General features: G+C 73.0%; 13 protein-coding genes. 8 read left to right on the top strand and 5 right to left on the bottom strand.

What is annotated here, in order from left to right; translation table 11 throughout:
- Positions 1–50: 50 nt before the first annotated feature.
- The 3 genes from asnB to ACIQ87_RS38280 all read right to left on the bottom strand — a co-directional run bounded on the left by asnB (position 51) and on the right by ACIQ87_RS38280 (position 3,574).
- On the bottom strand, positions 51–1,901 hold the full coding sequence (asnB, locus tag ACIQ87_RS38290; protein ID WP_402416560.1) for an asparagine synthase (glutamine-hydrolyzing): 1,851 nt from the start codon (positions 1,899–1,901) through the stop codon (positions 51–53).
- Between the two features lie 90 nt (positions 1,902–1,991).
- Entirely contained in the window at positions 1,992–3,047 is a 1,056-nt protein-coding gene (locus tag ACIQ87_RS38285; protein WP_402416522.1) for a Gfo/Idh/MocA family oxidoreductase, read from the bottom strand.
- Positions 3,044–3,574, bottom strand: a complete 531-nt coding sequence (locus ACIQ87_RS38280) for a GNAT family N-acetyltransferase (protein WP_402416519.1) — start codon at positions 3,572–3,574, stop codon at positions 3,044–3,046. Before ACIQ87_RS38280 ends, ACIQ87_RS38285 begins: the two co-directional genes overlap by 4 nt.
- A 202-nt stretch (positions 3,575–3,776) precedes the next feature.
- On the opposite strand from ACIQ87_RS38280, the gene hemA reads away from it, so the two are divergent.
- Together hemA and ACIQ87_RS38270 are read left to right on the top strand one after the other, a co-directional pair.
- Positions 3,777–5,009 carry a 5-aminolevulinate synthase gene (gene hemA, locus ACIQ87_RS38275; protein ID WP_402416557.1) on the top strand — a complete coding sequence of 411 codons (1,233 nt, stop codon included), beginning with the start codon at positions 3,777–3,779 and terminating at the stop codon, positions 5,007–5,009.
- Positions 5,010–5,077: 68 nt separating this feature from the next.
- Positions 5,078–6,052, top strand: coding sequence for a hydroxyacid dehydrogenase (locus tag ACIQ87_RS38270; protein ID WP_402416516.1), 975 nt, complete (start codon positions 5,078–5,080; stop codon positions 6,050–6,052).
- A 60-nt stretch (positions 6,053–6,112) separates the two neighbouring features.
- On the opposite strand, the gene ACIQ87_RS38265 is transcribed toward ACIQ87_RS38270, so the two are convergent.
- A complete protein-coding gene (locus ACIQ87_RS38265; RefSeq protein ID WP_402416513.1) occupies positions 6,113–7,081 on the bottom strand; it encodes a LysR family transcriptional regulator in 969 nt (322 codons plus the stop codon).
- A gap of 10 nt (positions 7,082–7,091) precedes the next feature.
- Complete coding sequence (locus tag ACIQ87_RS38260) at positions 7,092–8,102, bottom strand: ScbA/BarX family gamma-butyrolactone biosynthesis protein (protein WP_402416510.1); 1,011 nt, start codon at positions 8,100–8,102, stop codon at positions 7,092–7,094.
- A gap of 154 nt (positions 8,103–8,256) precedes the next feature.
- On the opposite strand from ACIQ87_RS38260, the gene ACIQ87_RS38255 reads away from it, so the two are divergent.
- The 6 genes from ACIQ87_RS38255 to ACIQ87_RS38230 form a co-directional block, all read left to right on the top strand.
- Positions 8,257–8,856 carry a ScbR family autoregulator-binding transcription factor gene (locus ACIQ87_RS38255; RefSeq protein ID WP_402416507.1) on the top strand — a complete coding sequence of 200 codons (600 nt, stop codon included), beginning with the start codon at positions 8,257–8,259 and terminating at the stop codon, positions 8,854–8,856.
- The gene (locus ACIQ87_RS38250) at positions 8,853–9,797 is read left to right on the top strand and encodes an NAD-dependent epimerase/dehydratase family protein (protein ID WP_402416504.1); all 945 of its coding nucleotides are present in this window, start codon (positions 8,853–8,855) and stop codon (positions 9,795–9,797) included. Before ACIQ87_RS38255 ends, ACIQ87_RS38250 begins: the two co-directional genes overlap by 4 nt.
- Positions 9,798–10,043: 246 nt before the next feature.
- Entirely contained in the window at positions 10,044–11,942 is a 1,899-nt protein-coding gene (locus ACIQ87_RS38245) for an HAD-IIIC family phosphatase (protein ID WP_402416502.1), read from the top strand.
- Positions 11,939–12,172 carry a phosphopantetheine-binding protein gene (locus ACIQ87_RS38240; protein WP_392884313.1) on the top strand — a complete coding sequence of 78 codons (234 nt, stop codon included), beginning with the start codon at positions 11,939–11,941 and terminating at the stop codon, positions 12,170–12,172. The genes ACIQ87_RS38245 and ACIQ87_RS38240 overlap by 4 nt, the downstream gene beginning before the upstream one ends.
- Complete coding sequence (locus ACIQ87_RS38235; RefSeq protein ID WP_402416499.1) at positions 12,169–12,975, top strand: thioesterase II family protein; 807 nt, start codon at positions 12,169–12,171, stop codon at positions 12,973–12,975. The genes ACIQ87_RS38240 and ACIQ87_RS38235 overlap by 4 nt, the downstream gene beginning before the upstream one ends.
- A 115-nt stretch (positions 12,976–13,090) precedes the next feature.
- On the top strand, positions 13,091–23,227 hold a 10,137-nt coding region (locus tag ACIQ87_RS38230), incomplete at its 3' end, for an SDR family NAD(P)-dependent oxidoreductase (protein WP_402416496.1).

The raw sequence follows: 23,227 nt of genomic DNA, 5'->3' as shown, positions 1-23,227 counted from the left end.
GGCACCGCCCCGGCCCCGGCCCGCCCGCCATCAGGCCCCGGCCCGCCCGGTCAGAGGTCCAGCGTCACGTCGTACGCGACCAGCCAGTCGTTGACGCCGAGCGCCAGCTCCAGGCCCGAGCGGTCGTACTGCGCGCTCGTGTCGCCGACCGGCGAGTCCAGCAGCCGGCGGGCAGCGTCGCGGTCCAGCAGCGACAGCACCGGCGAATCCGCGTCGTTGAGGAGCGCGGTGAACGCCCGGCGCAGGCCCTGCTCGTAGGCCGGGTCCTGGGTGGTGGGGTACGGGCTCTTGACCCGCTGCACGATCGACTCCGGCAGCAGGTCCTTCGTCGCCGCCCGCAGCAGGCTCTTCTCCCGGCCGTCGAAGGACTTCATCCGCCAGGGCACGTTGAACACGTACTCCACCAGCCGGTGGTCGCAGAACGGGACCCGTACCTCCAGGCCGACGGCCATGCTCATCCGGTCCTTGCGGTCCAGCAGGGTCTGCACGAACCGGGTCAGGTTCACGTAGCTCATCTGCCGCATCCGCCGGTCCGTGGCGTCCTCGCCCGGGAGCACCGGGGTCTCCCCCACCGCCTGGGCGTAGCTGTCGCGGAGGAAGTCGGGCATGCCCAGCTTGTGCAGCAGGCCCGGGTCGAACAGCGACTTGCCGTCGAAGTACTTGCCGGTGGCCGACGTCAGCCACGGGAAGGTCTGGGCCTGGACCGCCTCCTCGTCGAAGAACCAGCGGTAGCCGCCGAACACCTCGTCCGCCGACTCCCCGGACAGGGCGACGGTCGACTGGGCGCGGACGGACTGGAACAGCCGGTACAGCGACGGCCACATGTCGCCCCAGTAGGCCGGCGGCAGGTCGAGGGCACGCAGGACCTTCGCCCGCAGCTGCGGGTCGGCGAGCTGGGCGCTGTCGATGAGCACCTCGCTGTGCTCGGCGCCGATGTGGCCGACCAGGTCCCGGACGAACGGCGCGTCGGAGGTTCCGCGCACCGGGTCGGCGACGAAGTTCCCGCCGTGGTCGGCGAAGTCGACCGAGAAGGAACGCACCGGGCCCTCGCCGCGGGCGACCAGCTTCTGGTGCGCGAGCGCGGTGATGGCCGAGGAGTCCAGGCCGCCGGAGAGCAGCGAGCACAGCGGCACGTCCGCGACGGTCTGACGGGTGACGATGTCGTCCAGGAGGCCGCGCACGGTGGCGATCGTGGTGTCGAGGTCGTCGGTGTGCTCCCGGGCCTCCAGCGCCCAGTACACCCGCTTGGACAGCCCCGCCCGGGTCAGGCGCACCAGCTGGCCGGGGCGCACCTCGTACATGCCGGAGAAGACGCCGTGCTCGGGGGTCTTCACCATCTCCAGGATCTCGCGCAGGCCTTCGGCGCTCACCCGGCGGGGCACCTCCGGGTGGGCGAGGATCGCCTTGGGCTCGGAGCCGAAGACCACGCCGTTCGGGGTGGGGAAGTAGTAGAGCGGCTTGACGCCCATGCGGTCGCGGACCAGCAGCAGGGTCTGCTCCCGGACGTCCCACACGGCGAAGGCGTACATGCCGTTGAGCCGGTCCACCAGGCCCTCGCCCCACTCCAGGTAGCCGCGCAGGACCACCTCGGTGTCGCTCCTGGTGCGGAACTTGTGGCCGCGGGCGACCAGTTCCTGGCGCAGCTCCTGGAAGTTGTACACCTCACCGCTGTACGTCAGGCAGGCCAGCGTGCGGCCCCCCTCCTCGGCGATCATGGGCTGGGCGCCGCCGTCGAGGTCGATGATGGACAGCCTGCGGTGGCCGAGCGCCGCGTGCCGGTCGCTCCACATGCCCTCGGCGTCCGGGCCGCGGCAGGCCATCGTCCGGGTGATCGCCTCCAGGATGTCCTGTTCCTGGCGCACGTCGCGGCCGAAGTCCACCCAGCCGGCTATTCCGCACATGTCGGTCTCCTTCTCGTCCTCACGCAGGAGGGACGGGGTCAAGGGCGTTGGATAACAAGGGAATCGAGGGGGATGCGAGGAGCGGGACGGTCAGCCCAGCCGCTCCCAGTCGGCCTCCTGGAGCACGGTCCGGCCGTCCGGGAAGTAGGCGACCGGCTCCGTGCCGCGCACCGCGCGCTCCATGGAGGTCAGCAGGTCCTGCAGGGCCAGGGCGTCGGCCAGGCCGGGGAAGGGCTGTGCGGGCTGCTCGCCGTGGACGACGAACCGGGCGACGTCGGCGGCCATCCGGCCCAGCTTGACCACCGTCGCGGCGCTCTCGGGCACCGGCTGCTCCCCGGTGTCCAGCTCGGCCAGCACCGTGTCGCCCTCCGAGGTGCGCCGCCAGACGCGCAGCCGGTCGGCGTCCCAGGCCGGTGTGTCGTAGACGGCGGTGGCGTACTCGAGTTCGCCGTCCGGCGTGCGGAAGACGAAGTCGACCTCCCGCTTGCGGGTGATGTTGACGAAGCTGCTGTAGCCGGTGACCACGCCCGGGCCCAGCCGGCCGACCAGCGCCACGCTGTCGAGGACGTCGGCCCCGGAGACGGAGAAGTCCGACCGGGTGCCGATGACCGAGTCCAGCTCCAGGTCCGCGCCGTCGCCCGCGATCCAGCCGACGAGGTCGAGCGGGTGGATGACCTCGCTCGCCACGCCGCTGGTGGGGCGGTGGTCGTTGATGCGGTCCTTGCCCCAGGTGAAGTGGGCCCGCACCAGGCTCAGGCCGGTGCGGCGAACGTGGTCGCGCAACCGCGTCGTCGCTTCCGAATAGCGTTCCACGAGATCCATGCAGAAGCCCGAGGTCTTCGCCATCGCCGCCGCCACGGCCGTCGGGTCGTCGTGGGAGGTGGTGAGCGGCTTCTCCGTCACCACGAAGCCCTGGAAGCCGGAAAGCTCCCCGAGGATGTCGGCATGGGCGGCGTCCGGCACGGTGACCACCACGACGTCCGGGTGGAAACGGTCGAGCCCCTGCCGCACGGAGGTGTAGTACGGGATATCCGGGTCGCGCCGGGTCCGGCCCACGTGCGCGAATTCCATCGGAATTCCGGTGTTCCGGAACGCGATGCGGAACCGCGTTCCGGCGTATCCGAGTCCGACGATGAGGACTTTCATGCCTCGATCACCTCGCAGCTGGTTTCGGCGCCCCGCAGGTCGAGGGCCAGGAGGTCTTCGCCCGTCGGCACGAATCCGAGGCCGCGGTAGAGGGCCGCACCGTCCGGCGTGGTCTGCAGCACCACGCCGTGCACGTCCCGCGAGCGCAGCCAGTCCAGGGCGTGTCGCATGACGCGGGTGCCGAGTCCACCGCGCCGCCGGTCCGGGTCGACCACGACCGACTGCACCCATCCCGTCAGACCGTTCGGGCAGTGCGCGGTCGGTGCGCGGTCGTCGATCACGGCGACGGCGCAGGCGGCCAGCCGGTGCGCCGGACCGATCACCGTCACCTGCACCCGGCCGGTCGGCCCGGTCAGCTGCCGGACCAGCCAGGAGCGGTACGCCGCGCGCCAGGCGGCGTCCTCCTGCGGGGTGCGGGCGGAGTAGGGGGCGGTGCCGGCACCGAGCAGGTGGCCGCGCAGCCTGACGAGTTCCTCGATGTCCATGGTGGTCGCCGACCGCGGCAGGTCGTGTGACTGAGCGATCATGATTCAGGACTATAGGCAAATCACCGATACAAGAGAAATGTCCCGGACGGTGATCCATGCGGTCCGCGAATAACTCCCCGAGGCGCTCTCCACCTCGATTTATCCGACCCGCTCATGGGCCGCCGGAAACAGAATTTACGAGAACCCGGAGCACCTGTCTATCTTTCCGGTGTCCGTTCTGAACCGGCGAACCGGAGGAATGATGTTCGACTACGTCGAATTCTTCGCATCCCAACTGGACGACCTGCGCGACCGCGGCGGCTACCGGACGTTCCTCGAGGTCGAGCGCCTGGCCGGCTCCTTCCCCGCCGCGCTGAAGCACGGCCCCGGCACCGGGCGCCGGATCCACGTGTGGTGCAGCAACGACTACCTCGGCATGGGCCAGCACCCGCTCGTCCTGGAGGCCATGAAGCGGGCCGTCGACGAGTCCGGGGCGGGCAGCGGCGGCTCACGCAACATCTCGGGCAACCACCGCTACCACGTGGAGCTGGAGCGCGAACTGGCCGACCTGCACGGCATGGAGTCCGCGCTCGTCCTCCCCACCGGCTACGCCGCCAACGACGCCGCCCTGACCGTCCTGGCGGGCCGGCTGCCCGGCTGCGTCGTCCTGTCCGACGAGCTCAACCACGCCTCGATGATCGCGGGCATCCGGCACAGCGGCGCGGAGAAGCTCATCTTCCGCCACAACGACATGGAGCACCTCGAGGAACTGCTGGCCGGCACCGATCCCGCCGTCCCCAGGATCGTGGCGCTGGAGAGCGTCTACTCCATGGAGAGCGACGTGGCACCGCTCGCGCGGGTGGCCGAACTCGCCCGCGAATATGGCGCGTTCACCTACCTCGACGAGGTGCACGCGGTCGGCATGTACGGGCCCCGGGGCGCCGGCAAGGCCGCGGAACTCGGCCTCCAGGGCCGGTTCGACGTCGTCCAGGGCACCCTGGCCAAGGCCTTCGGCGCGGCCGGCGGCTACATCGCCGGCCCCGCCCCGGTGGTGGACGCCGTCCGCAGCTTCGCCTCCGCGTTCATCTTCACCACCTCGCTGCCCCCGGCCGTCGCCGCCGGCGCGCTGGCGGCCGTACGGCACCTCAAGCGCTCCGAGAAGGAGCGGAGCCAACTGCGCGAGAAGGCCGCGCTGTTGCACACGCTGCTGCGGGAGCGCGGCATCCCCGTGGTCTCGGACGCCGCGCACATCGTCCCCGTGCTGGTCGGGGACTCCCGGGCCTGCCGGGAGGTCGCGGACGAGCTTCTGGAACGCCACGGCTTCTACGTCCAGCCGATCAACGCGCCCAGCGTCCCCGCGGGCACCGAGCGGCTGCGGGTCACCCCGACCCCGCAGCACGACGACAGCGGGATCGTCGCCTTCGCCGACGCGCTCGACGACATCTGGCGGCGCGCCGAGCTGCCGCGCCGCCTCGCGGCCGAGCCCGTCGCATGACCCCGCCCAGCCACGCCGACCGGTCCGCACCGAACGGTCGGCCGCACCCGTCCGAGGAGAACACCACCGTGGGGAAACCCGTCGTCGTCGTGGCCGACCCGCTGGCCCCGGAGGCACTCGCCGAACTGGACGGCTACGACGTCCGCAGCTGTGACGGACGCGATCCGCGGGCACTGCACCGCGCGCTCGCCGACGCCGACGCCCTGCTGATCCGCAGCGGCACCCGGGTGGACGCGGCGGCCCTGGCCGCGGCGCCCCGGCTGCGGATCGTGGCCAGGGCCGGGGTCGGACTGGACAACGTCGACGTCCAGGCGGCCACCGCGGCCGGCGTCCTGGTCGCCAACGCGCCGCTCTCCAACGTCCTCAGCGTGGCCGAGCTCACCGTCGGGCTCATCATCGCGGCCGCCCGCCAGATCGTGTCCGCCGACGCGTCCCTGCGGGCGGGCCGGTGGGAGCGGTCCCGGTTCCAGGGCAGGGAGCTGGCGGGCGGCACGGTCGGCATCGTGGGCCTGGGACACGTCGGCGCCCTGGTGGCCACGCGGCTCGCCGCGTTCGGCATGCGGATCCTCGCCCACGACCCGTACGTGACCCGCGGACGGGCCCAGGACCTGGGTGTCCGGCTGGTCGAGCTGGACGAGCTGATGGCCGGGAGCGACGTCGTCACCGTGCACGTGCCCAAGACGCCGCAGACCACGGCGCTCATCGGCGAGCCCGAACTGCGGCTGGCCCGCCCCTCCCTCATCCTCGTCAACACCGCACGCGGCGGCATCGTCGACGAGAACGCGCTGGCCGTCGCGCTGAAGGAGGAACGCATCGCCGGGGCGGCACTCGACGTCTACGCCGTCGAACCGGCCGTCGGCAACGCCCTGCTCGCCTTCCCCTCCGTCGTCGCCACCCCGCACCTGGGGGCCAGTACGCGGGAGGCGCAGGAGCGGGCGGGCCGGGAGGCGGCCCAGGCGGTGCGCCTGGCGCTCGTCGGCGAGCCCGTCCCCGGCGCGGTCAACGCCGAGGCCCTGAAGGGGAGAAGCGCGGGCGGCGAGTGACGGCGCACACCCGCCGGCGGCCGACACCCCGCGCTCCGCGGTGTCGGCCGCCGGCCCGGCTCAGCGCCCCGCCAGCACCCGGCCGGCCCTGGCGCCCTGACCGTGGCCCAGGGCCGCGCGCCCGGAGCCACGGGACAGCAGGACGCGCCGGGTGACCTCGGTGAAGCGCTCGGCGAGCGGGTGCGCGCCCTGGGCGGGACGGATCAGGGACAGCGGGATGCTCGGTGCTCCGCGCAGCGGCACGAACTCCAGGGCCGGGTGGAGGTTGCGCTGCAGGACGAGGTCGGGCATCACGCTGACGCCCCGTCCGGCCGCCACCGACTCCAGGCACTCGTCGAAGTTGTCGCAGTGCACGATCCGCGGGTGCTCGGCGCCCAGCTGCCCGTCCGGGTCCAGGAGGGCCCGGCCGGTCGAGTTGATCACCAGCGGGTGGTCGCCCAGCTCCGTCCAGTCCACCCACGGGCGGCCCGCCAGGGGGTGGCGGTGGGGGACGGCCGCGGCGCACCCCTCGGTGCCGAGCCTGGTGGCCTTCATCCGGTCGGCCGGAGGGTGACCGCGCAGCAGCGCGATGTCCACGACGGCCCGGTCCACGCCCGCCCAGCGGTCGTCCCTGCGGTGCAACTGCACCCGGGCGCCGCTCTCCCGCTCGAACCGGACGATCGCCTCGTGCACCCAGCCGTCCGGAAGCAGCCAGGAGAACCCCAGCCGCAGGACGGGGCTGGCCGGTTCCGGATCGAGCGCCTGCTTGAGCTGGGGCAGCAGGTCCTGCAGCCGGTCCCGCAACCGGGCCCCGGCCGGGCTGAGGGCGACCTGACGGGTGGTGCGCAGGAAGAGCGGAACCCCCAGCTGCTCCTCCAGGCGCTGCACGGAGCGCGTGAGAGTCGGCTGGTTGCTTCCGAGCTGGGCCGCCGCGGAGGTGAAGCTCAGGGTGTCCGCGACGGCGAGGAACGCCTGAAGATGCTTGAGGTTGAGATCCCAGAGAGGCGTCTCCGGATCCGGCCGGCGTGACCCAGGGGCCGTCGTCGTCATGCTGCGTCGCTCACCGTGCGACCCGGCCGCTGTCCGCCAGGACGGGAGCGGCGTGGGGGACGAGGTCGGCGGTGAAGCGCTGCCGACCGTCCTGGACGGCCGTGATCCTCGTCCACCTCACCGCTCCGCTCCCGCTGTCGGCCGGTTGCGCGTCGGGGTCGAGCGGGGTGGTGACGATCGTGCAGGGGGTGTCCAGCTCGACGTACCGGTGGAAGGTGCAGTCGAGCGTGCTGACCGCGCCGCCGGCCGCCTGGTGGGCCGCCTCCAGCAGCAGCATGCCGGGCACGTGGTCGACGGGGTGGTCGAAGTAGATCGGGTGGTTCGGGTTGACCCGGAGCTGCCGGCCGCCGTCGGCCGGGGAGGTGAGGAGCACGTCCCCCGCCCGGTGGCGGCCGGTACCGGCGCACGGCGCGGAGGCGGGGGCGGGTAACGCCTTCGCGACGGCGGCCTCGGTGTCGGCGTACGCGCCGCGCAGCCGCTGGTACACGGCCCTGGACTGGACGGTGAACCGCGTGTCGACCGTGGCCACCGGCAGGCCGCCCCAGCTGACGATCGCCCGCAGCGACAAGGCCGTCGGATACTTGCCCCGGTAGGACACGTCGAAGCAGCGGACGTCCAGCTCCACGTCCGGGCCGCGGTCGACCCCGGCGTACGCGGCGTCGTCGATGTCGTAGCGGATGCGGTCCCAGATCAGCTGGTACCCCCGCGGCACGTCGTAGGCGGCGTGGCACAGCAGCGGGAAGGTCTGACGGACGGTCTCGCAGAGCAGGAGCGGGTCGAAGTCCGCGGCGACCCGGTAGAACGGGTGCCGCGACGGACGCCGGGCCCGTATGTGGAAGGCGTCGGGCCCCGTACGGCGCCAGCGGGTGAGGTACACCTCGTCAGGACGCAGCTTGTGCACCTGCCAGGGTTCGACGGGGACGGTGTCGTCGGAGGCGGTGTCCGTGAGGCCGGCGTCCGTGAGGCCGGGTTCGCCGGCGTCGTCCGGGCGGCTGCGGTCGAGCTCCTTGCAAACAAGCATGAAAGACCCCCAGTGAAGGCGCCGGGTCGCGGCGACGACCCGTCGGCGATACGTTCATGTGTAACATAGAGATCGTTCTGTATCCATATTTGTTGCTCGACAATGACAGGCGGACTACACGCGGATGACGAGTGGACACAAACACGAACAGGCCTTGAGAACACGGGCCGCGCTGGTCTGCGCCGCGGCCGAGGTGTTCGACCAGGTCGGCTACCACGGCGCGGGGATCAACCGCATCCTGGCGACGGCCGGCCTGACCTCAGGGGCGATGTACTTCCACTTCAAGTCCAAGGAAGACCTCGCCCGGGCCGTCATGCTGGAGCAGGCGAGCACCCTGCGACTGCCCGCCGAACCGCAGGGGCTGCAGCAGCTCGTGGACGTCACGCTCACCCTCGCCGTCGAGCTGCAGAGCAACACGCTGTTGCGGGCCGGGGTGCGCCTCGCGGTCGACCAGGGCGGCCCCGCCCTGAACGACGACTCGGCGTACGACTGGTGGGCGCGGCGCTTCCACGGCGAACTGGACGTGGCGCGCGAACGGGGCGAACTGCGCGAGGACGTCGACGGGAGCGAGTTCGCCGAGGTCCTGGTGGCCGCGTTCACCGGAACCCAGCTGAAGTCGCAGATCTCGGCGGGCTGGTCCGACCTCCCCGAACGCATCGTCTCCCTGTGGCGCTACCTGCTGCCCGGCGTCGCCTCCGCCGAGGCACTGCCGCAGATCCTCCTCGACCCGGAGCGGGGGCGGCAATGGGTGTGACGCCACGCCGAGTGGTGCTGACCGGTGCCACGGGATTCATCGGCTCGCACGTGGCCGCCCTGCTGCTGCGCGATCCCGCCTGGCAGGTGCGCGTCGTCGGTCGCAGAGCGCCCGCCGAGCTGATCGCCGCCGGAGCCGAGTGGGTGGAGGCCGACCTCTCCGCCCCTGACAGCCTGCGCGGCGTGTGCCGGGACGCCGACGCGCTGCTGCACCTGGCCTCCCTGATCAGCGGCGACCACGACGCCAGCACCGCCGTCAACGTGCACGGCACCGCGCGGCTCATGGCGGAGGCCGTCCACTCCGGTGTGACCCGGGTGACCCACCTGTCGACGGCCGCCGTCTACGGCCACGGCCCCCACCGGGGAACGGACGTGGGCGACGTGGAACCGGCACCGGTCTCCGTGACCAGCGCCACCCGCCTCGCCGGTGAGCAGCCCGCCCTCGACGCCGGTGCCGTCGTCCTGCGCCCCGGACTCGTCCTCGGCGCCGGCGACCGGTGGGTGGTGCCCGCCGTGGCCGAACTGCGCCGCCGGGTGCCCGCGCGCTGGGCCTCGGGGGCCGCGCTCCTGTCCGTCGTCCCGGTGGTGGACCTGGCCCGGCTGATCGTCGCCACCCTGTCCACACCCGACCCCCTCGGCCCGGCCGTCCACCACGCGAGCCATCCCCGCCCGGTGCGCCTGCAGCGCCTGCTGGACACGTTCGAGGAACACGGGGTCCTCCCGCCGGTCCCCGACCGCGACTGGACCTGGCCGCAGTGCGTCGCCGCCCTCGACGCGAGCGGCTCACGGTTGAGCACCCGCCAGTTCTCGCTGCTGGCGCAGGACAACTGGTTCGCCAGCGAACGCGTCTGGGCACTGGCCGGCGTCGACTGCGGCGACGACGCCCTGGCCGCCCTGCCCTCCTGGGCCCCCTGGTACCGGGAGCGCTGCGGCACCGCCTGACCCGGGACACACCCCCCCCAGCAGCCTGCGGACGGGCCGTCGGCCCCGTGCGCTCCCCGAGGCCGTGCCTCCCGGAGCCCACGGGGCCGACTCGCGGTCTGCCGTGGTGCCGGCGGGCCTCCGCCTCCGCGCCTCGACGACCTCCCGCGGACAGCCGACTGATCACCACCTCACACAGACCCTAGGGGCGCTTTAGACCGTCTGCCGAGCATGACCGGCGTCGTATCGACGTACGGGAGAGCTGGGATGGGCGAGAAGATGAGCGGCACCCTCCGGTTGTTGCACGAGGACGGCCTGCTGGCCGCCGAGTACCCCCGCGTCCGGGAACTGATCGCCGCGATCGACCAGGAGGGCGACGCGGACGGGCTGCGCCGGGCCGGGAACATGCTGGCCCGGGTGGGCGCGGACGCGGTCCTCGATAAGCACCCGCAGACGCCGGTGGTGACGGTGGCCATCACCGGCCACAGCACGGTGTCCGGGCTGACCGGGCCCCTGACCGCCCAACTGGCGCGGCACGGCGTGCTGTTGCGCCCGCACGTCGCCGACTTCGACTCCTATGTCTTCGATCTGTCGGACCCGGACAGCGCCCTCTACCGGGCGCGGCCGGACGCCGTGGTGTGCGTGCTGGACGCCTCGGTGGTGTTCGACGAGGTGCCGGTGCCGTGGACGCCGGACGACGTGGAGCGGGTCCTCGCGGAGAAGCTGGCCCTGTTCGAGCGGCTCGCCTCGGTCTTCGCCGGCGCGGGGCGCGGCACGCTGGTCCTCAACACGTTGCCGCTGCCGCGCACCTGGTCCGCCCAGCTGGTCGGGCTGCGCGACCGGGCCCGGCTGGCCGCCGTCTGGCGGGAGGCCAACGCCCGGCTGCTGCGGCTGATGGACGCGCACCCGGCGCTGACCGTCCTGGACCTGGACCCGCTGGTCGGCGCGGACGTGCCGCTGCGCGATGCCCGGCTCGGCGTCTACACCAAGACCCAGCTGTCGCCCGAGCTGCTCGCGGAGTACGCCCGGGAGGTGGCCCACCTGCTGCGCGGGGCGACCGGCCGGGCGAAGAAGTGCCTGGTGCTGGACCTGGACAACACGGTCTGGGGCGGGGTGCTCGGCGACGACGGCATCGAGGGCATCGAGGTCGCGGGCAGCTACCGCGGCGAGGCCTTCCGGACCCTGCAGAAGGCGGCCAAGCAGCTCGCCTCGCAGGGTGTCCTGCTGGCGGCGGTGAGCAAGAACGACCTGGAGCCGGTGCGGGAGGTCCTGCGGGACCACCCGGAGATGACGCTGCGCGAGGCGGACTTCGTCCGGGTGATCGCCAACTGGCGCCCCAAGCACGAGAACCTGCGCGAGCTGGCGGCGGACCTGAACGTCGGCGTGGACAGCTTCGTGTTCGCGGACGACAGCCCGTACGAGTGCGGCCTGGTCTCCCGGGAGCTGCCGGAGGTGTCCGTACTGCGGCTGAACGAGGAGGCCGCGCTGCACGTGGAGAAGGTGCTGCGGGACGGCTGGTTCGACGTCCGGGACATCACCACCGACGACCTGAAGCGGCCCGCGCGCTACCGGGAGGAGCTGGACCGCAAGGACTTCCTGCACGGCTTCGCCTCCCTGGACGACTACCTGCGGGAGCTGGACGTACAGGTGCGGCTCGCCGACGCGGACGAGTCGGAGATCGCCCGCGTCTCCCAACTGACGCTGCGCACCAACCAGTTCAACCTCACCACCCAGCGCCTCCAGCCGGCCGAGGTGACCGAGCTGGCGGCCGACGAGGACGCGCTGGTGCTGACGATCCGCTCCAGCGACCGGTTCGGGGACAACGGCGTGGTGGGTGCCGTGCTGGCCCACCGGGACGGGACCGTCCTGCGGATCGACAACTTCCTGCTCAGCTGCCGGGTCTTCGCCCGGGGCATCGAGCAGGCCTGCCTGTCGGCGGTGCTGAGCCACGCGCGGGAGCGCGGGCTGACCGCGGTCGAGGGCAGCTTCCGGCCGACCGCCAAGAACGGCAAGGTCAAGGAGTTCTACCCCGGCAACGGCTTCCGGCCGGTGGCGGAGGAGACCGACGGCGCCGGATCGACCACCTTCCGCCACGACCTGGCGGAGATCGCCGAAACCCCGGATCACATCCGGCTGACGCTGAGCCTGGGAGGGCCCCAGCAGTGAACACCATCGACGACTTCCTCACCCTGGTCCACGCCGAGATCGGCCTGTCGCTGACGCCGGACAGCCTCGCGCTGGGCTTCGACGAACTGCCCGGCTGGGACTCGCTCCACCTTCTGACGCTGCTGACCGCGCTCGAGCGGGAGACCGGGCAGCAGGTGTCCATGCCCAAGGTGCTGGAGGCCGGCAGCCTGCGCGACATCTACGAGCTGACCGCCAGGTCCGGAACATGACGGCGGCCCCCGGCGCGTTCGCACCGCCCGGGCGCCTGGGCCCGGGCCGCTCGCCCTACCTGCTGCCCCGGCAGCCGGATCCGGGTGACGCGCCGCTGCGGCTGATCTGCTTCCACCACGCGGGTGGCATGGCCTCGTCCTTCTCCACCTGGCAACAGCAGCTGGGGGCCGAAGTCGCCGTCGTACCGGTGCAGTTGCCCGGTCGCGAGCACCGGGTCCGGGAGGCCCGGCTGCACGACTTCGACCGCCTGCTCGACGAACTGGACGAGGCCCTGGACCCGCTGCTCGACGAGCCGCACGCGTTCTACGGGCACAGCATGGGCGGCCAGGTCGCCTTCGAGCTGACCCGGCGGCGCCGGGCCCGCGGCCGGGAACTGCCCGAGCGGCTGCTGCTCGGGGCGGCCCCGCCACCGCACACGCCCCGGCAGGAGATCGAGCCGGCGATGCGGACCGACGAGGAGCTGACCAACTGGATGGCGGGCCTCGGCGGGATCCCGGAGCTCGTCCGGGCCTACCCCGAGTGGCTGGCCCACGCGGTCACGCTGCTGCGCGACGACCTGCGGCTGGCGCTCAGCCGGGTCGATCGCGGGCAGCCGCCGGTGCCGGTGCCGGTGAGCGTGCTGGTCGGGTCCGGCGATCCGCTGATCGGCGCGGCCCTGGCCCAGGAGTGGGCCCGGCACACCACGGCCGACTGCCGGGTGTTCACCCTGCCCGGCGGCCACTTCTTCCACCGGGACTCGCCCGCCGCGACGCTGGCGCTGATCCGCTCGCTGCTCGCCCCGGCGCCGGCCGTACGGGCCTGAGGCGCCGGGCGCCCGGCGCCCCCGAACCCCGAAACCCGAAACCCGAAACCCGAAACCCGAACCACCAGAAACCGCCGACGTACCTCGGCGGACCCGATCTCGGAGACGGTAGACGATGACTGCTGAGCCCACCCCCGTCGTGCTGTGGACCGTCTCGGCGCCCGGCCCGGCCTCGCTGCGGGCCCGCGCCGCGGCCGCGGCGCGACTGCTCGACACCGAGCCCGCACCGAGCCCGGCCGCCGCCTCCGCCGCCCTGCTCGCCGCGGACCGGGCGGCCCGCCACCCCGCCGCCACCGCGTACCGGGCCGCCCTGGTCGGCCGGGACCGGTCGGAGCTGCTGGCCGGGCTGCGAGCGCTCGCGGAGAGCGGGACGGAGGCGGTCTCCGCGGGCCTGTGGGCCGGTCGGGCCGTCGGTGCCGAGGGAGGGGTCAGGCCGGTCTTCGTCTACCCGGGCTTCGGGGCGCACTGGGCGGGCATGGGCGCCGACCTGCTCGACGCCGACCCGGTCTTCCGGGAGCACGTCGAGGCCTGCGAGCAGGTCCTCGCCCCCCTGGTGGACTGGCGGTTGACGGAGGTGCTGCGGGGCACCGAGGGCGCGCCGCCGCTGGTGGCGCCGACGATCGTGATGCCCGCGCTGGTCGCCGTGATGATCGCGTTGACGGCGGTGTGGCGCTCGCGCGGCGTCGAACCGGCCGCCGTGGTGGGCCACAGCCTCGGCGAGCTACCCGCCGCCCACGCCTGCGGCGCGCTCTCCCTGGAGGACACCCTCCGGGTCGCGGTGGTCTGGGGCACCGCCTTCGCCGAGGACCTCTCGGGCCACGGGGGCATCGTCGCGGCGCTGCTGCCGGAGGCCGAGATGCGCGCCCGCCTCACCGCCTGGGACGGCCTGCTGGACGTCGCGGCCGTCAACGGCCCGGGCTCGGTCACCGTCTCGGGCGACGACCGGGCGCTGTCCGAGCTGCTGGAGCAACTGGCGGCGGACGGGGTACGGGCACGCCGCGTGCAGGCCGACTTCCCGGCCCACGTACCCCAGGTCGACGCGATCATGGACCGGCTGCTCACCGAACTGCGCACCGTCCGCCCGCTCGACGGCGGTCCGATCCCGTTCTACGCGGCCGCGACCGGGACCCGGCTGTCTTCCGAGCAGCTGGACGGGGAGTACTGGGCCCGCCAACTGCGCACCCCGGTGATGTTCGAGTCGGCCGTACGGGCCCTGCTCGCCGACGGGCACCAGGCCTTCCTGGAGACGAGCCCGCAGCCGCTGCTCACGATGGCCGTCCGCGACATCCTTCAGGACTGCGCCCGGTCCGACCACAGCGAAGGACTGGTGACCGGCACGCTCGCCCGGGGCAAGGACAGCCAGGCCGAACTGGCCGACGCACTCGCCCAGTTGTACGTCCACGGGGTGCCCGTCGAGTTGTCCGGAGCAACGGCCGACGAGACGGCTCCGCAGCTGGAGCTGCCCGAGTTCGACACGGAGCCGGCCGAGGACGGGCCGTCCGCGCCGGCCAACCCGCTGCGCGCCCGGCTGGAGGCCCTGCCGCCCCACCAGCGGCAGCCGTTCCTCCTGGACCTCGTCCGGGAACAGGCCGCCGCGGTGCTCGGGCCCGGGGACCCCGCCGGGCCGCCGCCGGACGACCGGCGGAAGTTCCGGGACCTCGGCCTGGAGTCCGCGGGCGCGGTGGCGCTGCGCGACCGGCTGACCCGGCTGCTGGGTGTGCGGCTGCCCGTCGCCGTGGCCTTCGACCGCCCCACCACGCAAGCCCTCGCCGAGCACCTGCACACGCTGCTCTTCGAGGCCGGGACGGACGACGGCACGACCGTCGAACGCCGCTCGCCGGTGCTGCCGAGCGAGCCGATCGCCATCGTCGGCATGGCCTGCCGCTACCCGGGCGGCGTCTCCTCCCCCGAGGACCTGTGGAGGCTGGTCGCCGAGGAGACCGACGCCATCGGCACCCTCCCCGCGGACCGCGGCTGGGGCGAGGACCTCTACGATCCGGACCCGGAGGCCACCGGCCACTCCACCACCCGCCACGGCGGCTTCCTCACCGACGCCGGCGGCTTCGACAGCGCCTTCTTCGGCATCAGCCCGCGCGAGGCCCTCGCCATGGACCCTCAGCAGCGCCTGCTGCTGGAGACCGCCTGGGAGGCCGTCGAACGGGCCGGCATCGACCCCGGCACGCTGCACGGCAGCGACACCGGCGTCTTCACCGGAACCTACGGGATGGAGTACGGCCCCCGACTCGCCGAGGCCACCCCCGGCGTCGACGGCTATCTGCTCACCGGCCAGCTCGGCAGCGTCTCGTCCGGCCGGATCGCCTACACCCTGGGCCTGGAGGGCCCGGCGCTGAGCGTCGACACGGCCTGCTCCTCCTCCCTGGTGGCCCTGCACCTGGCCGTACGGGCACTGCGGGCGGGCGAGTGCTCCCTGGCGCTCGCGGGCGGCGCGGCGGTCATGGCGAGCCCCGGCATGTTCGTGGAGTTCAGCCGCCAGCGCGGACTGTCCCCGGACGGGCGCTGCAAGGCCTTCTCCGACGAGGCGGACGGCACGGGCTGGAGCGAGGGCGTCGGCCTGCTGCTGGTCGAGCGCCTGTCGGACGCCCGCCGCAACGGCCACCCGGTCCTCGCGGTGATCCGGGGTACGGCGACCAACCAGGACGGCGCCAGCAACGGCCTCACGGCCCCGAGCGGACCGGCCCAGGAGGCGGTCATCCGACGCGCCCTGGCCGACGCGGAGCTGGCCCCGGCCGACGTGGACGCGGTCGAGGCGCACGGCACCGGCACCCGTCTCGGCGACCCGATCGAGGCCCAGTCCCTGATGAACACCTACGGGCGCGCCCACGACGCCGAACGGCCGCTCTGGCTGGGTTCGTTGAAGTCCAACATCGGGCATTCCCAGGCGGCCTCGGGCGTCGGCGGCGTGATCAAGATGGTCATGGCGATGCGGAACGGCGTCCTGCCGCGCACCCTGCACGCCGAACAGCCGACCAGCCACGTCGACTGGTCCGACGGCACGGTGCGGCTGCTCGGCGAGGCACGGCCGTGGGACGTCGAGGACGAGCGACCGCGCCGGGCCGCCGTGTCCTCGTTCGGTATCAGCGGCACCAACGCCCACCTCATCCTGGAGCAGGCCGACCCCGAACCCGACCACGAGGGCACCGAACTCTCCCCGCTGCCCTGGCAGTTGTCGGCGAAGTCGGCACCGGCACTGCGCGAGCAGGCACAGCAGCTGGCCGAGTACCTGGAGCAGCGGCCCGAGGCGGACACCGTCGCGGCCGCCCACACCCTCGCCGCGCGTACCCGCTTCGACCACCGCGCGGTCGTGAACCCGACCGACCACGAGGGCCTGCTCGCCGCGTTGCGGGCACTGGCCGAGGACACCGAGGCACCCGGGCTGGTCACCGGCACCGTCCGACCGGGCAAGACCGCCTTCCTGTTCACCGGACAAGGCAGCCAACGCCACGGCATGGGACGCGAACTCTACGAAACCGTCCCCGCGTTCGCCGCCTCACTCGACGAGACCGCCCGCCTCTTCACCCCCCACCTCGACCACCCGCTGACCGACGTCCTCTGGGGCGACGACCCGGAACTCATCCACCAGACCGCGTACACCCAGGCCGCCCTCTTCACCCTCCAGACCGCCCTCTACCGGGCCCTCGAACAGCAGGGCATCACGCCCGACTACCTCATCGGCCACTCCATCGGCGAAGTCACCGCCGCCCACCTCGCCGGCGTGTTCTCCCTCGAAGACGCCGTCACCCTGGTCGCCGCCCGCGGACGACTCATGCAGTCCGCCCGCAACGACGGCGCGATGGCCGCCCTGGAAGCCACCGAAGAGGAAGTACTGGCACTACTGGAGACACAGGGCCACGAGCTGGACCTCGCCGCCGTCAACGGCCCGCACTCCACCGTGGTCTCGGGTGACACCCCCGCGGTCGAAGCCGTCGCCGCGCACTTCGCCGCCCAGGGCCGCCGCACCACCCGCCTCCAGGTCAGCCACGCCTTCCACTCCCCCCACATGGAAGACATCCTCGACGACTTCCGAACCGCGATCGCCAACCTGGCCTACCACCCGGCCCGGATCCCGGTGATCTCCAACCTCACCGCGCAGCCCGTCACCACGGAACTCACCGACCCCGCCTACTGGGCCCGCCACATCCGCGAAGCCGTCCGCTTCCACCCCGGCATCCAGCACCTCGAAACCGCCGGCGTCACCCGCTACCTGGAGCTCGGCCCCGACGCCACCCTCACCGCGCTCACCCGTCAGAGCCTCACCACCGACGCCATCGCCGTCCCCGCCCTGCGCAAGAACACCGCCGAGGCACAGTCGTTCACCACCGCGCTCGCCACCCTCCACACCGCCGGCCACACCCCCACCACCTACCAGCCGGCCACCCCCACCCCCCACACCGACCTCCCCACCTACCCCTTCCAACACCAGCACTACTGGCTCACCCCCCAGCAACCCACCGGCGACCTCGGCACCGCCGGCCTCGCCTCCGCCGGCCACCCGCTCCTCGGCGCCCTCATCACCCTCGCCGACAGCGACCAACTCGTCCTCACCGGACGCATCTCCACCACGACCCACCCCTGGCTCGGCGACCACACCATCGCCGGCTCGATTCTCCTGCCCGGAACCGCCTTCGTCGACCTCGCCCTCCACGCCGTCCAGCACACCGACACCCCGACGATCGAGGAACTGACGCTGGAGGTCCCGCTGTTCCTGCACGACCGCGACGCGGTCGACCTGCAGGTCAGCGTCGAAGCCCCCGACTCCGAAGGCAGGCGCGCGCTCACCGTCCACTCGCGCGCGGACGAGGACCACCCCTGGATCCGTCACGCCTCCGGCACCCTCACCAACACCACCGCCGACACCCCCAACGCCGACACCACCTGGCCACCCGCCACCGCCACCCCCCTCGACCTCACCGACACCTACCAGCACCTCACCGAACGCGGCTACACCTACGGCCCCGCCTTCCAAGGCCTCACCAAAGCCTGGCGCGACACCGACAACACCCTCCACGCAGAAATCACCCTCCCCACCGACCTCACCCCCGAAGGCCACACCCTCCACCCCGCCCTCCTCGACGCCACCCTCCACACCCTCCTGATCGCCGGCACCGAGCGCGGCCTTCCGTTCACCTTCCGGGGTGTGACGCTGCACTCCGTCGGCGCCACCCGGCTCCGGCTCACGGCCCGCCCGTCCGACGACGGCGCCGGAACCACGCTGCGCCTCAGCGACCCGACCGGCGCACCGGTCGCCGAGATCGACGCGCTGGTGATGCGCGAGGCCTCCGCCGAGCAGTTGCGCGACGCCGACCAGCGGCACCCGCTGTACACCGTCGCCTGGCAGCCCGCAGCCGCCGCGCTCGCCGAGGCGCCCGGCGGCCGCTGGGCCCTGATCGGCGATGCCGGAACGGCCGAGGCGCTCGAAGCCGTCCGGTACGAGGACGCAGCCGCCCTGCGCGCGGCCCTCGACGACGGGACGGCCGAACCGCCCGAGGTCCTGGTGTACGCGCCGGGCCACCCCGAGACGGACGGCACGGACGGCGGCGCCCTGTTCGAGGCGGCCCGCCGGGCCTCCCACGACTCCCTGGCGACCGTCCAGGCGCTGCTCCAGGACGACCGGCTGGCCGAGACCCCGGTGCTGGTGCTGACCCGGCACGCGGTGCCCGCCGGCGGCCCGACCGAGGCCGGGGTGCCGGCCGCGGCCCCGGTGTGGGGTCTGCTGCGGACCGTGCAGTCGGAGTATCCGGGCCGGTTCACCCTGGTGGATCACGACGGCACGCCCGAGTCGCTGCGCGTCCTGGGCGCCGCTGCCGCCACCGGTGAGCCGCAGTCCGCGCTTCGGTCCGGTGTTCTCCAGGTGCCCCGGCTCGCCCGCGTCAACGCTCCGGCCGCGGCCGACTCCGGCCCGGTGCGGCTCGACCCGGAGGGCACGGTGCTGATCACGGGCGCCTTCGGACGGCTGGGTGCCCTGCTGGCCCGGCACCTGGTGACCGAGCACGGCGTCCGGCACCTCCTCCTCACCAGCCGCCGCGGCCACGACGCCCCCGGCGCCGCCGAACTCGTCACCGAACTCACCGAGTCCGGCGCCGAGGTCCGGGCCGTCGCCTGCGACACCACCGACCGCGACGCCGTCGCCGCCCTCCTCACCGCCGTACCCACCGACCACCCCCTCGCCGCCGTCATCCACACCGCCGGTGTCCTCGACGACGGCATCATCACCACCCTCACCCCCGAGCGCCTCGACACCGTCCTGCGCCCGAAGGTCCGGGCCGCGCTGCACCTCCACGAGCTGACAGCCCACCTCCCGCTGACCGCCTTCGTCCTGTACTCCTCGGTCTCCGGTCTGATCGGCGCCGCCGGCCAGGCCAACTACGCCGCCGCCAACGCCTTCCTGGACGCCCTCGCCCACCACCGACACACCCTCGGCCTGCCCGCCACCTCCCTCGCCTGGGGCCTCTGGGGCCAGGGCGGCATGGGCGAGAAGCTCAGCGGCGCCGACCTCGCGCGCATGGCCCGCGCGGGCGTCGCGGCGATGTCCGAGGACGAGGGGTTGGCGTTCCTCGACGCCGCCCTCGGCCGCCCCGAGGCCCTGCTCGTCCCGGCCAGGCTCGACCTCGCCGCCGTCCGGGCGCGGTCCGACGCCGAATCCGTCCCGGCGCTGCTGCGCGGGCTGGTACGGACCGCCCCGCAGCGGGTCCGGGCCAGGGCCGCCCAGCCGGCGGGCAACGAGTTCGCCGAGCGGCTGGCCGGACTGGACAGGGCCGAACGCCTCGCCACCGCACTGGAGTTGGTTCGCACCTCGGCGGCCTCCGTACTCGGCCACAGCAGCGCGGAGACGGTCGACGCCTCCGCCGGCTTCAAGGAGCTGGGCGTCGACTCGCTGAGCGCGGTCGAGCTGCGCAACCGCATCAACTCGGCGACCGGGCTCCGGCTTTCGGCCACCCTGGTGTTCGACTACCCGACGCCCGGCGCCCTGGCCGAGCACCTTCAGGAGCAACTCGCCAAGGCCGCGGGCCTCGTGCAGGCACCCCGCCCGCGGACCACCCGAGCCGTCGGGTCCGGGACCGCCGCCGACGCGGAGCCGATCGCCATCATCGGCATGGCCTGCCACTACCCGGGCGGCGTCACCACGCCCGAGGAACTGTGGCAGCTGGTCGACCAGGGCCGCGACGAGATCGGCCCGTTCCCGTACGACCGCGGCTGGCCGGAGGACCTCCACGACCCGGACCCCGAGGCGGTCGGCAAGTCCATCACCGACCGGGGCGGATTCCTCTACCGCGCGGGCGAGTTCGACTCCGAGTTCTTCGGGATCAGCCCGCGCGAGGCCACCGCGATGGACCCGCAGCAGCGGCTGCTGCTGGAGACCGCCTGGGAGGCCGTCGAGCGGGCGGGCATCGACCCGACCACCCTGCGCGGCAGCGACACCGGGGTCTTCGCCGGCGTGATGTACCACGACTACGCCCCGCCGGTTCAGCTCATGCCGAAGGAGCTGGAGGGCATCCTGCTGACCGGCAACACCGGCAGCGTCGTCTCCGGCCGGATCGCCTACAACTTCGGTCTCGAAGGCCCGGCGATCACGGTGGACACCGCCTGCTCCTCCTCCCTGGTCGCGCTGCACCTGGCCGCCCAGGCCCTGCGGGCCGGCGAGTGCTCGCTCGCCCTCGCGGGCGGCGCCACCGTCATGTCCACCCCTGGCACCTTCGTGGAGTTCAGCCGCCAGCGCGGACTGTCCCCGGACGGGCGCTGCAAGGCCTTCTCCGACGAGGCGGACGGCACGGGCTGGAGCGAGGGCGTCGGCCTGCTGCTGGTCGAGCGCCTGTCGGACGCCCGCCGCAACGGCCACCCGGTCCTCGCGGTGATCCGGGGCACCGCCGTCAACCAGGACGGCGCCAGCAACGGCCTGACCGCGCCCAACGGGCCGAGCCAGGAACGCGTCATCCGGCAGGCCCTGGCGAACGCGCGGCTCGCACCGGAGGAGATCGACGCCGTCGAGGCGCACGGCACCGGCACCCGCCTCGGCGACCCGATCGAGGCGCAGGCCCTGCTGAACACCTACGGCGAGACACGCGATGCCGAACACCCGCTCTGGCTCGGGTCGTTGAAGTCCAACATCGGGCACTCCCAGGCGGCGGCCGGCGTCGGGGGCGTGATCAAGATGATCATGGCGATGCGGCACGCGACCCTGCCGCGCACCCTGCACGCCGAGCTGCCGACCAGCCACGTCGACTGGTCCGACGGAACCGTCCGGCTGCTCACCGAGGCACGGCCCTGGGACGTCGAGGACGACCGTCCCCGCCGGGCGGCGGTGTCGTCCTTCGGCATCAGCGGCACCAACGCCCACGTCATCCTCGAACAGCCCGCGGAGGCACCCCGGCCGGCCGAGCGGACGGAACAGCCACCGCTGCTCCTCGCGGCGCGCACCACGCAGGCACTGCGCGAGCAGGCACGGCAGCTGACGGCCTTCCTGACCCAGCGGCCCGAGACGGAGACCGCTTCCGTCGCCCACAGCCTCGCCGCGCGTACCCGCTTCGACCACCGGGCGGTCGTGACCGCGACGGACCGTGAGGGCGTGCTCGCCGCGTTGCGGGCACTGGCCGAGGACACCGAGGCACCCGGGCTGGTCACCGGCACCGTCCGACCGGGCAAGACCGCGTTCCTGTTCACCGGACAAGGCAGCCAACGCCACGGCATGGGACGCGAACTCTACGAAACCGTCCCCGCGTTCGCCGCCTCACTCGACGAGACCGCCCGCCTCTTCACCCCCCACCTCGACCACCCGCTGACCGACGTCCTCTGGGGCGACGACCCGGAACTCATCCACCAGACCGCGTACACCCAGGCCGCCCTGTTCACCCTCCAGACCGCCCTCTACCGGGCCCTCGAACAGCAGGGCATCACGCCCGACTACCTCATCGGCCACTCCATCGGCGAAGTCACCGCCGCCCACCTCGCCGGCGTGTTCTCCCTCGAAGACGCCGTCACCCTGGTCGCCGCCCGCGGACGACTCATGCAGTCCGCCCGCAACGACGGCGCGATGGCCGCCCTGGAAGCCACCGAAGAGGAAGTACTGGCACTACTGAAGGCACAGGGCCACGAGCTGGACCTCGCCGCCGTCAACGGCCCGCACTCCACCGTCGTCTCGGGTGACACCCCCGCGGTCGAAGCCGTCGCCGCCCACTTCGCCGCCCAGGGCCGCCGCACCACCCGCCTCCAGGTCAGCCACGCCTTCCACTCCCCCCACATGGAAGACATCCTCGACGACTTCCAAGCCGCGATCGCCAACCTGACCTACCACCCGGCCCGAATCCCCGTCATCTCCAACCTCACCGCACAGCCCGTCACCACGGAACTCACCGACCCCGCCTACTGGGCCCGCCACATCCGCGAAGCCGTCCGCTTCCACCCCGGCATCCAGCACCTCGAAACCGCCGGCGTCACCCGCTACCTCGAACTCGGCCCCGACACCACCCTCACCGCACTCACCCGCCAGAGCCTCACCACCGACGCCATCGCCGTCCCCACCCTGCGCAAGAACACCCCCGAAACACAGTCCTTCACCACCGCGCTCGCCACCCTCCACACCACCGGCCACACCCCCACCACCTGGACCTCAACCACCCCCACCCCCCACACCGACCTCCCCACCTACCCCTTCCAACACCAGCACTACTGGCTCAACCAAACCACCACGAAGCCGACCGACGTCACCGCCGCCGGCCTCGCCTCCGCCGGCCACCCGCTCCTCGGCGCCCTCATCACCCTCGCCGACAGCGACCAACTCGTCCTCACCGGACGCATCTCCACCACGACCCACCCCTGGCTCACCGACCACACCATCGCCGGCTCGACCCTCCTCCCCGGCGCCGCCTTCGTCGACCTCGCCCTCCACGCCGCCCAGCACACCGACACCCCGACGATCGAGGACCTCACTCTGGAGGCGCCGCTCGTACTCGACGAACCGGGTGCGGTGGAAGTCCAGTTGACGGTGGGCGGCCCCACCGACGAGGGACAGCGGACCTTCGCCATCCACTCGCGCGCGGACGAGGACCACCCCTGGACCCGTCACGCCACCGGCACCCTCACCCACACCACCGCCGACACCCCCAACACCGACACCACCTGGCCCCCCGCCACCGCCACCCCCGTCGACCTCACCGACACCTACCACCACCTCACCGAACGCGGCTACACCTACGGCCCCGCCTTCCAAGGCCTCACCAAAGCCTGGCGCGACACCGAC

Source organism: Kitasatospora sp. NPDC096204 (genome assembly GCF_044763205.1).
Taxonomy (GTDB): Bacteria; Actinomycetota; Actinomycetes; order Streptomycetales; family Streptomycetaceae; genus Kitasatospora.
The sequence above is the reverse complement of the archived record's forward strand: the minus strand, read 5'-3'. Positions and strand labels throughout refer to the sequence as shown.

Excerpts from the sequence above, each read along its gene's own strand:
- ACIQ87_RS38280 (WP_402416519.1), bottom strand. The coding sequence starts at position 3,574 with ATGATCGCTCAGTCACACGACCTGCCGCGGTCGGCGACCACCATGGAC.
- ACIQ87_RS38260 (WP_402416510.1), bottom strand. The coding sequence starts at position 8,102 with ATGCTTGTTTGCAAGGAGCTCGACCGCAGCCGCCCGGACGACGCCGGC.
- ACIQ87_RS38265 (WP_402416513.1), bottom strand. The coding sequence starts at position 7,081 with ATGACGACGACGGCCCCTGGGTCACGCCGGCCGGATCCGGAGACGCCT.
- ACIQ87_RS38235 (WP_402416499.1), top strand. The coding sequence starts at position 12,169 with ATGACGGCGGCCCCCGGCGCGTTCGCACCGCCCGGGCGCCTGGGCCCG.
- ACIQ87_RS38285 (WP_402416522.1), bottom strand. The coding sequence starts at position 3,047 with ATGAAAGTCCTCATCGTCGGACTCGGATACGCCGGAACGCGGTTCCGC.
- ACIQ87_RS38245 (WP_402416502.1), top strand. The coding sequence starts at position 10,044 with ATGGGCGAGAAGATGAGCGGCACCCTCCGGTTGTTGCACGAGGACGGC.
- asnB (WP_402416560.1), bottom strand. The coding sequence starts at position 1,901 with ATGTGCGGAATAGCCGGCTGGGTGGACTTCGGCCGCGACGTGCGCCAG.
- hemA (WP_402416557.1), top strand. The coding sequence starts at position 3,777 with ATGTTCGACTACGTCGAATTCTTCGCATCCCAACTGGACGACCTGCGC.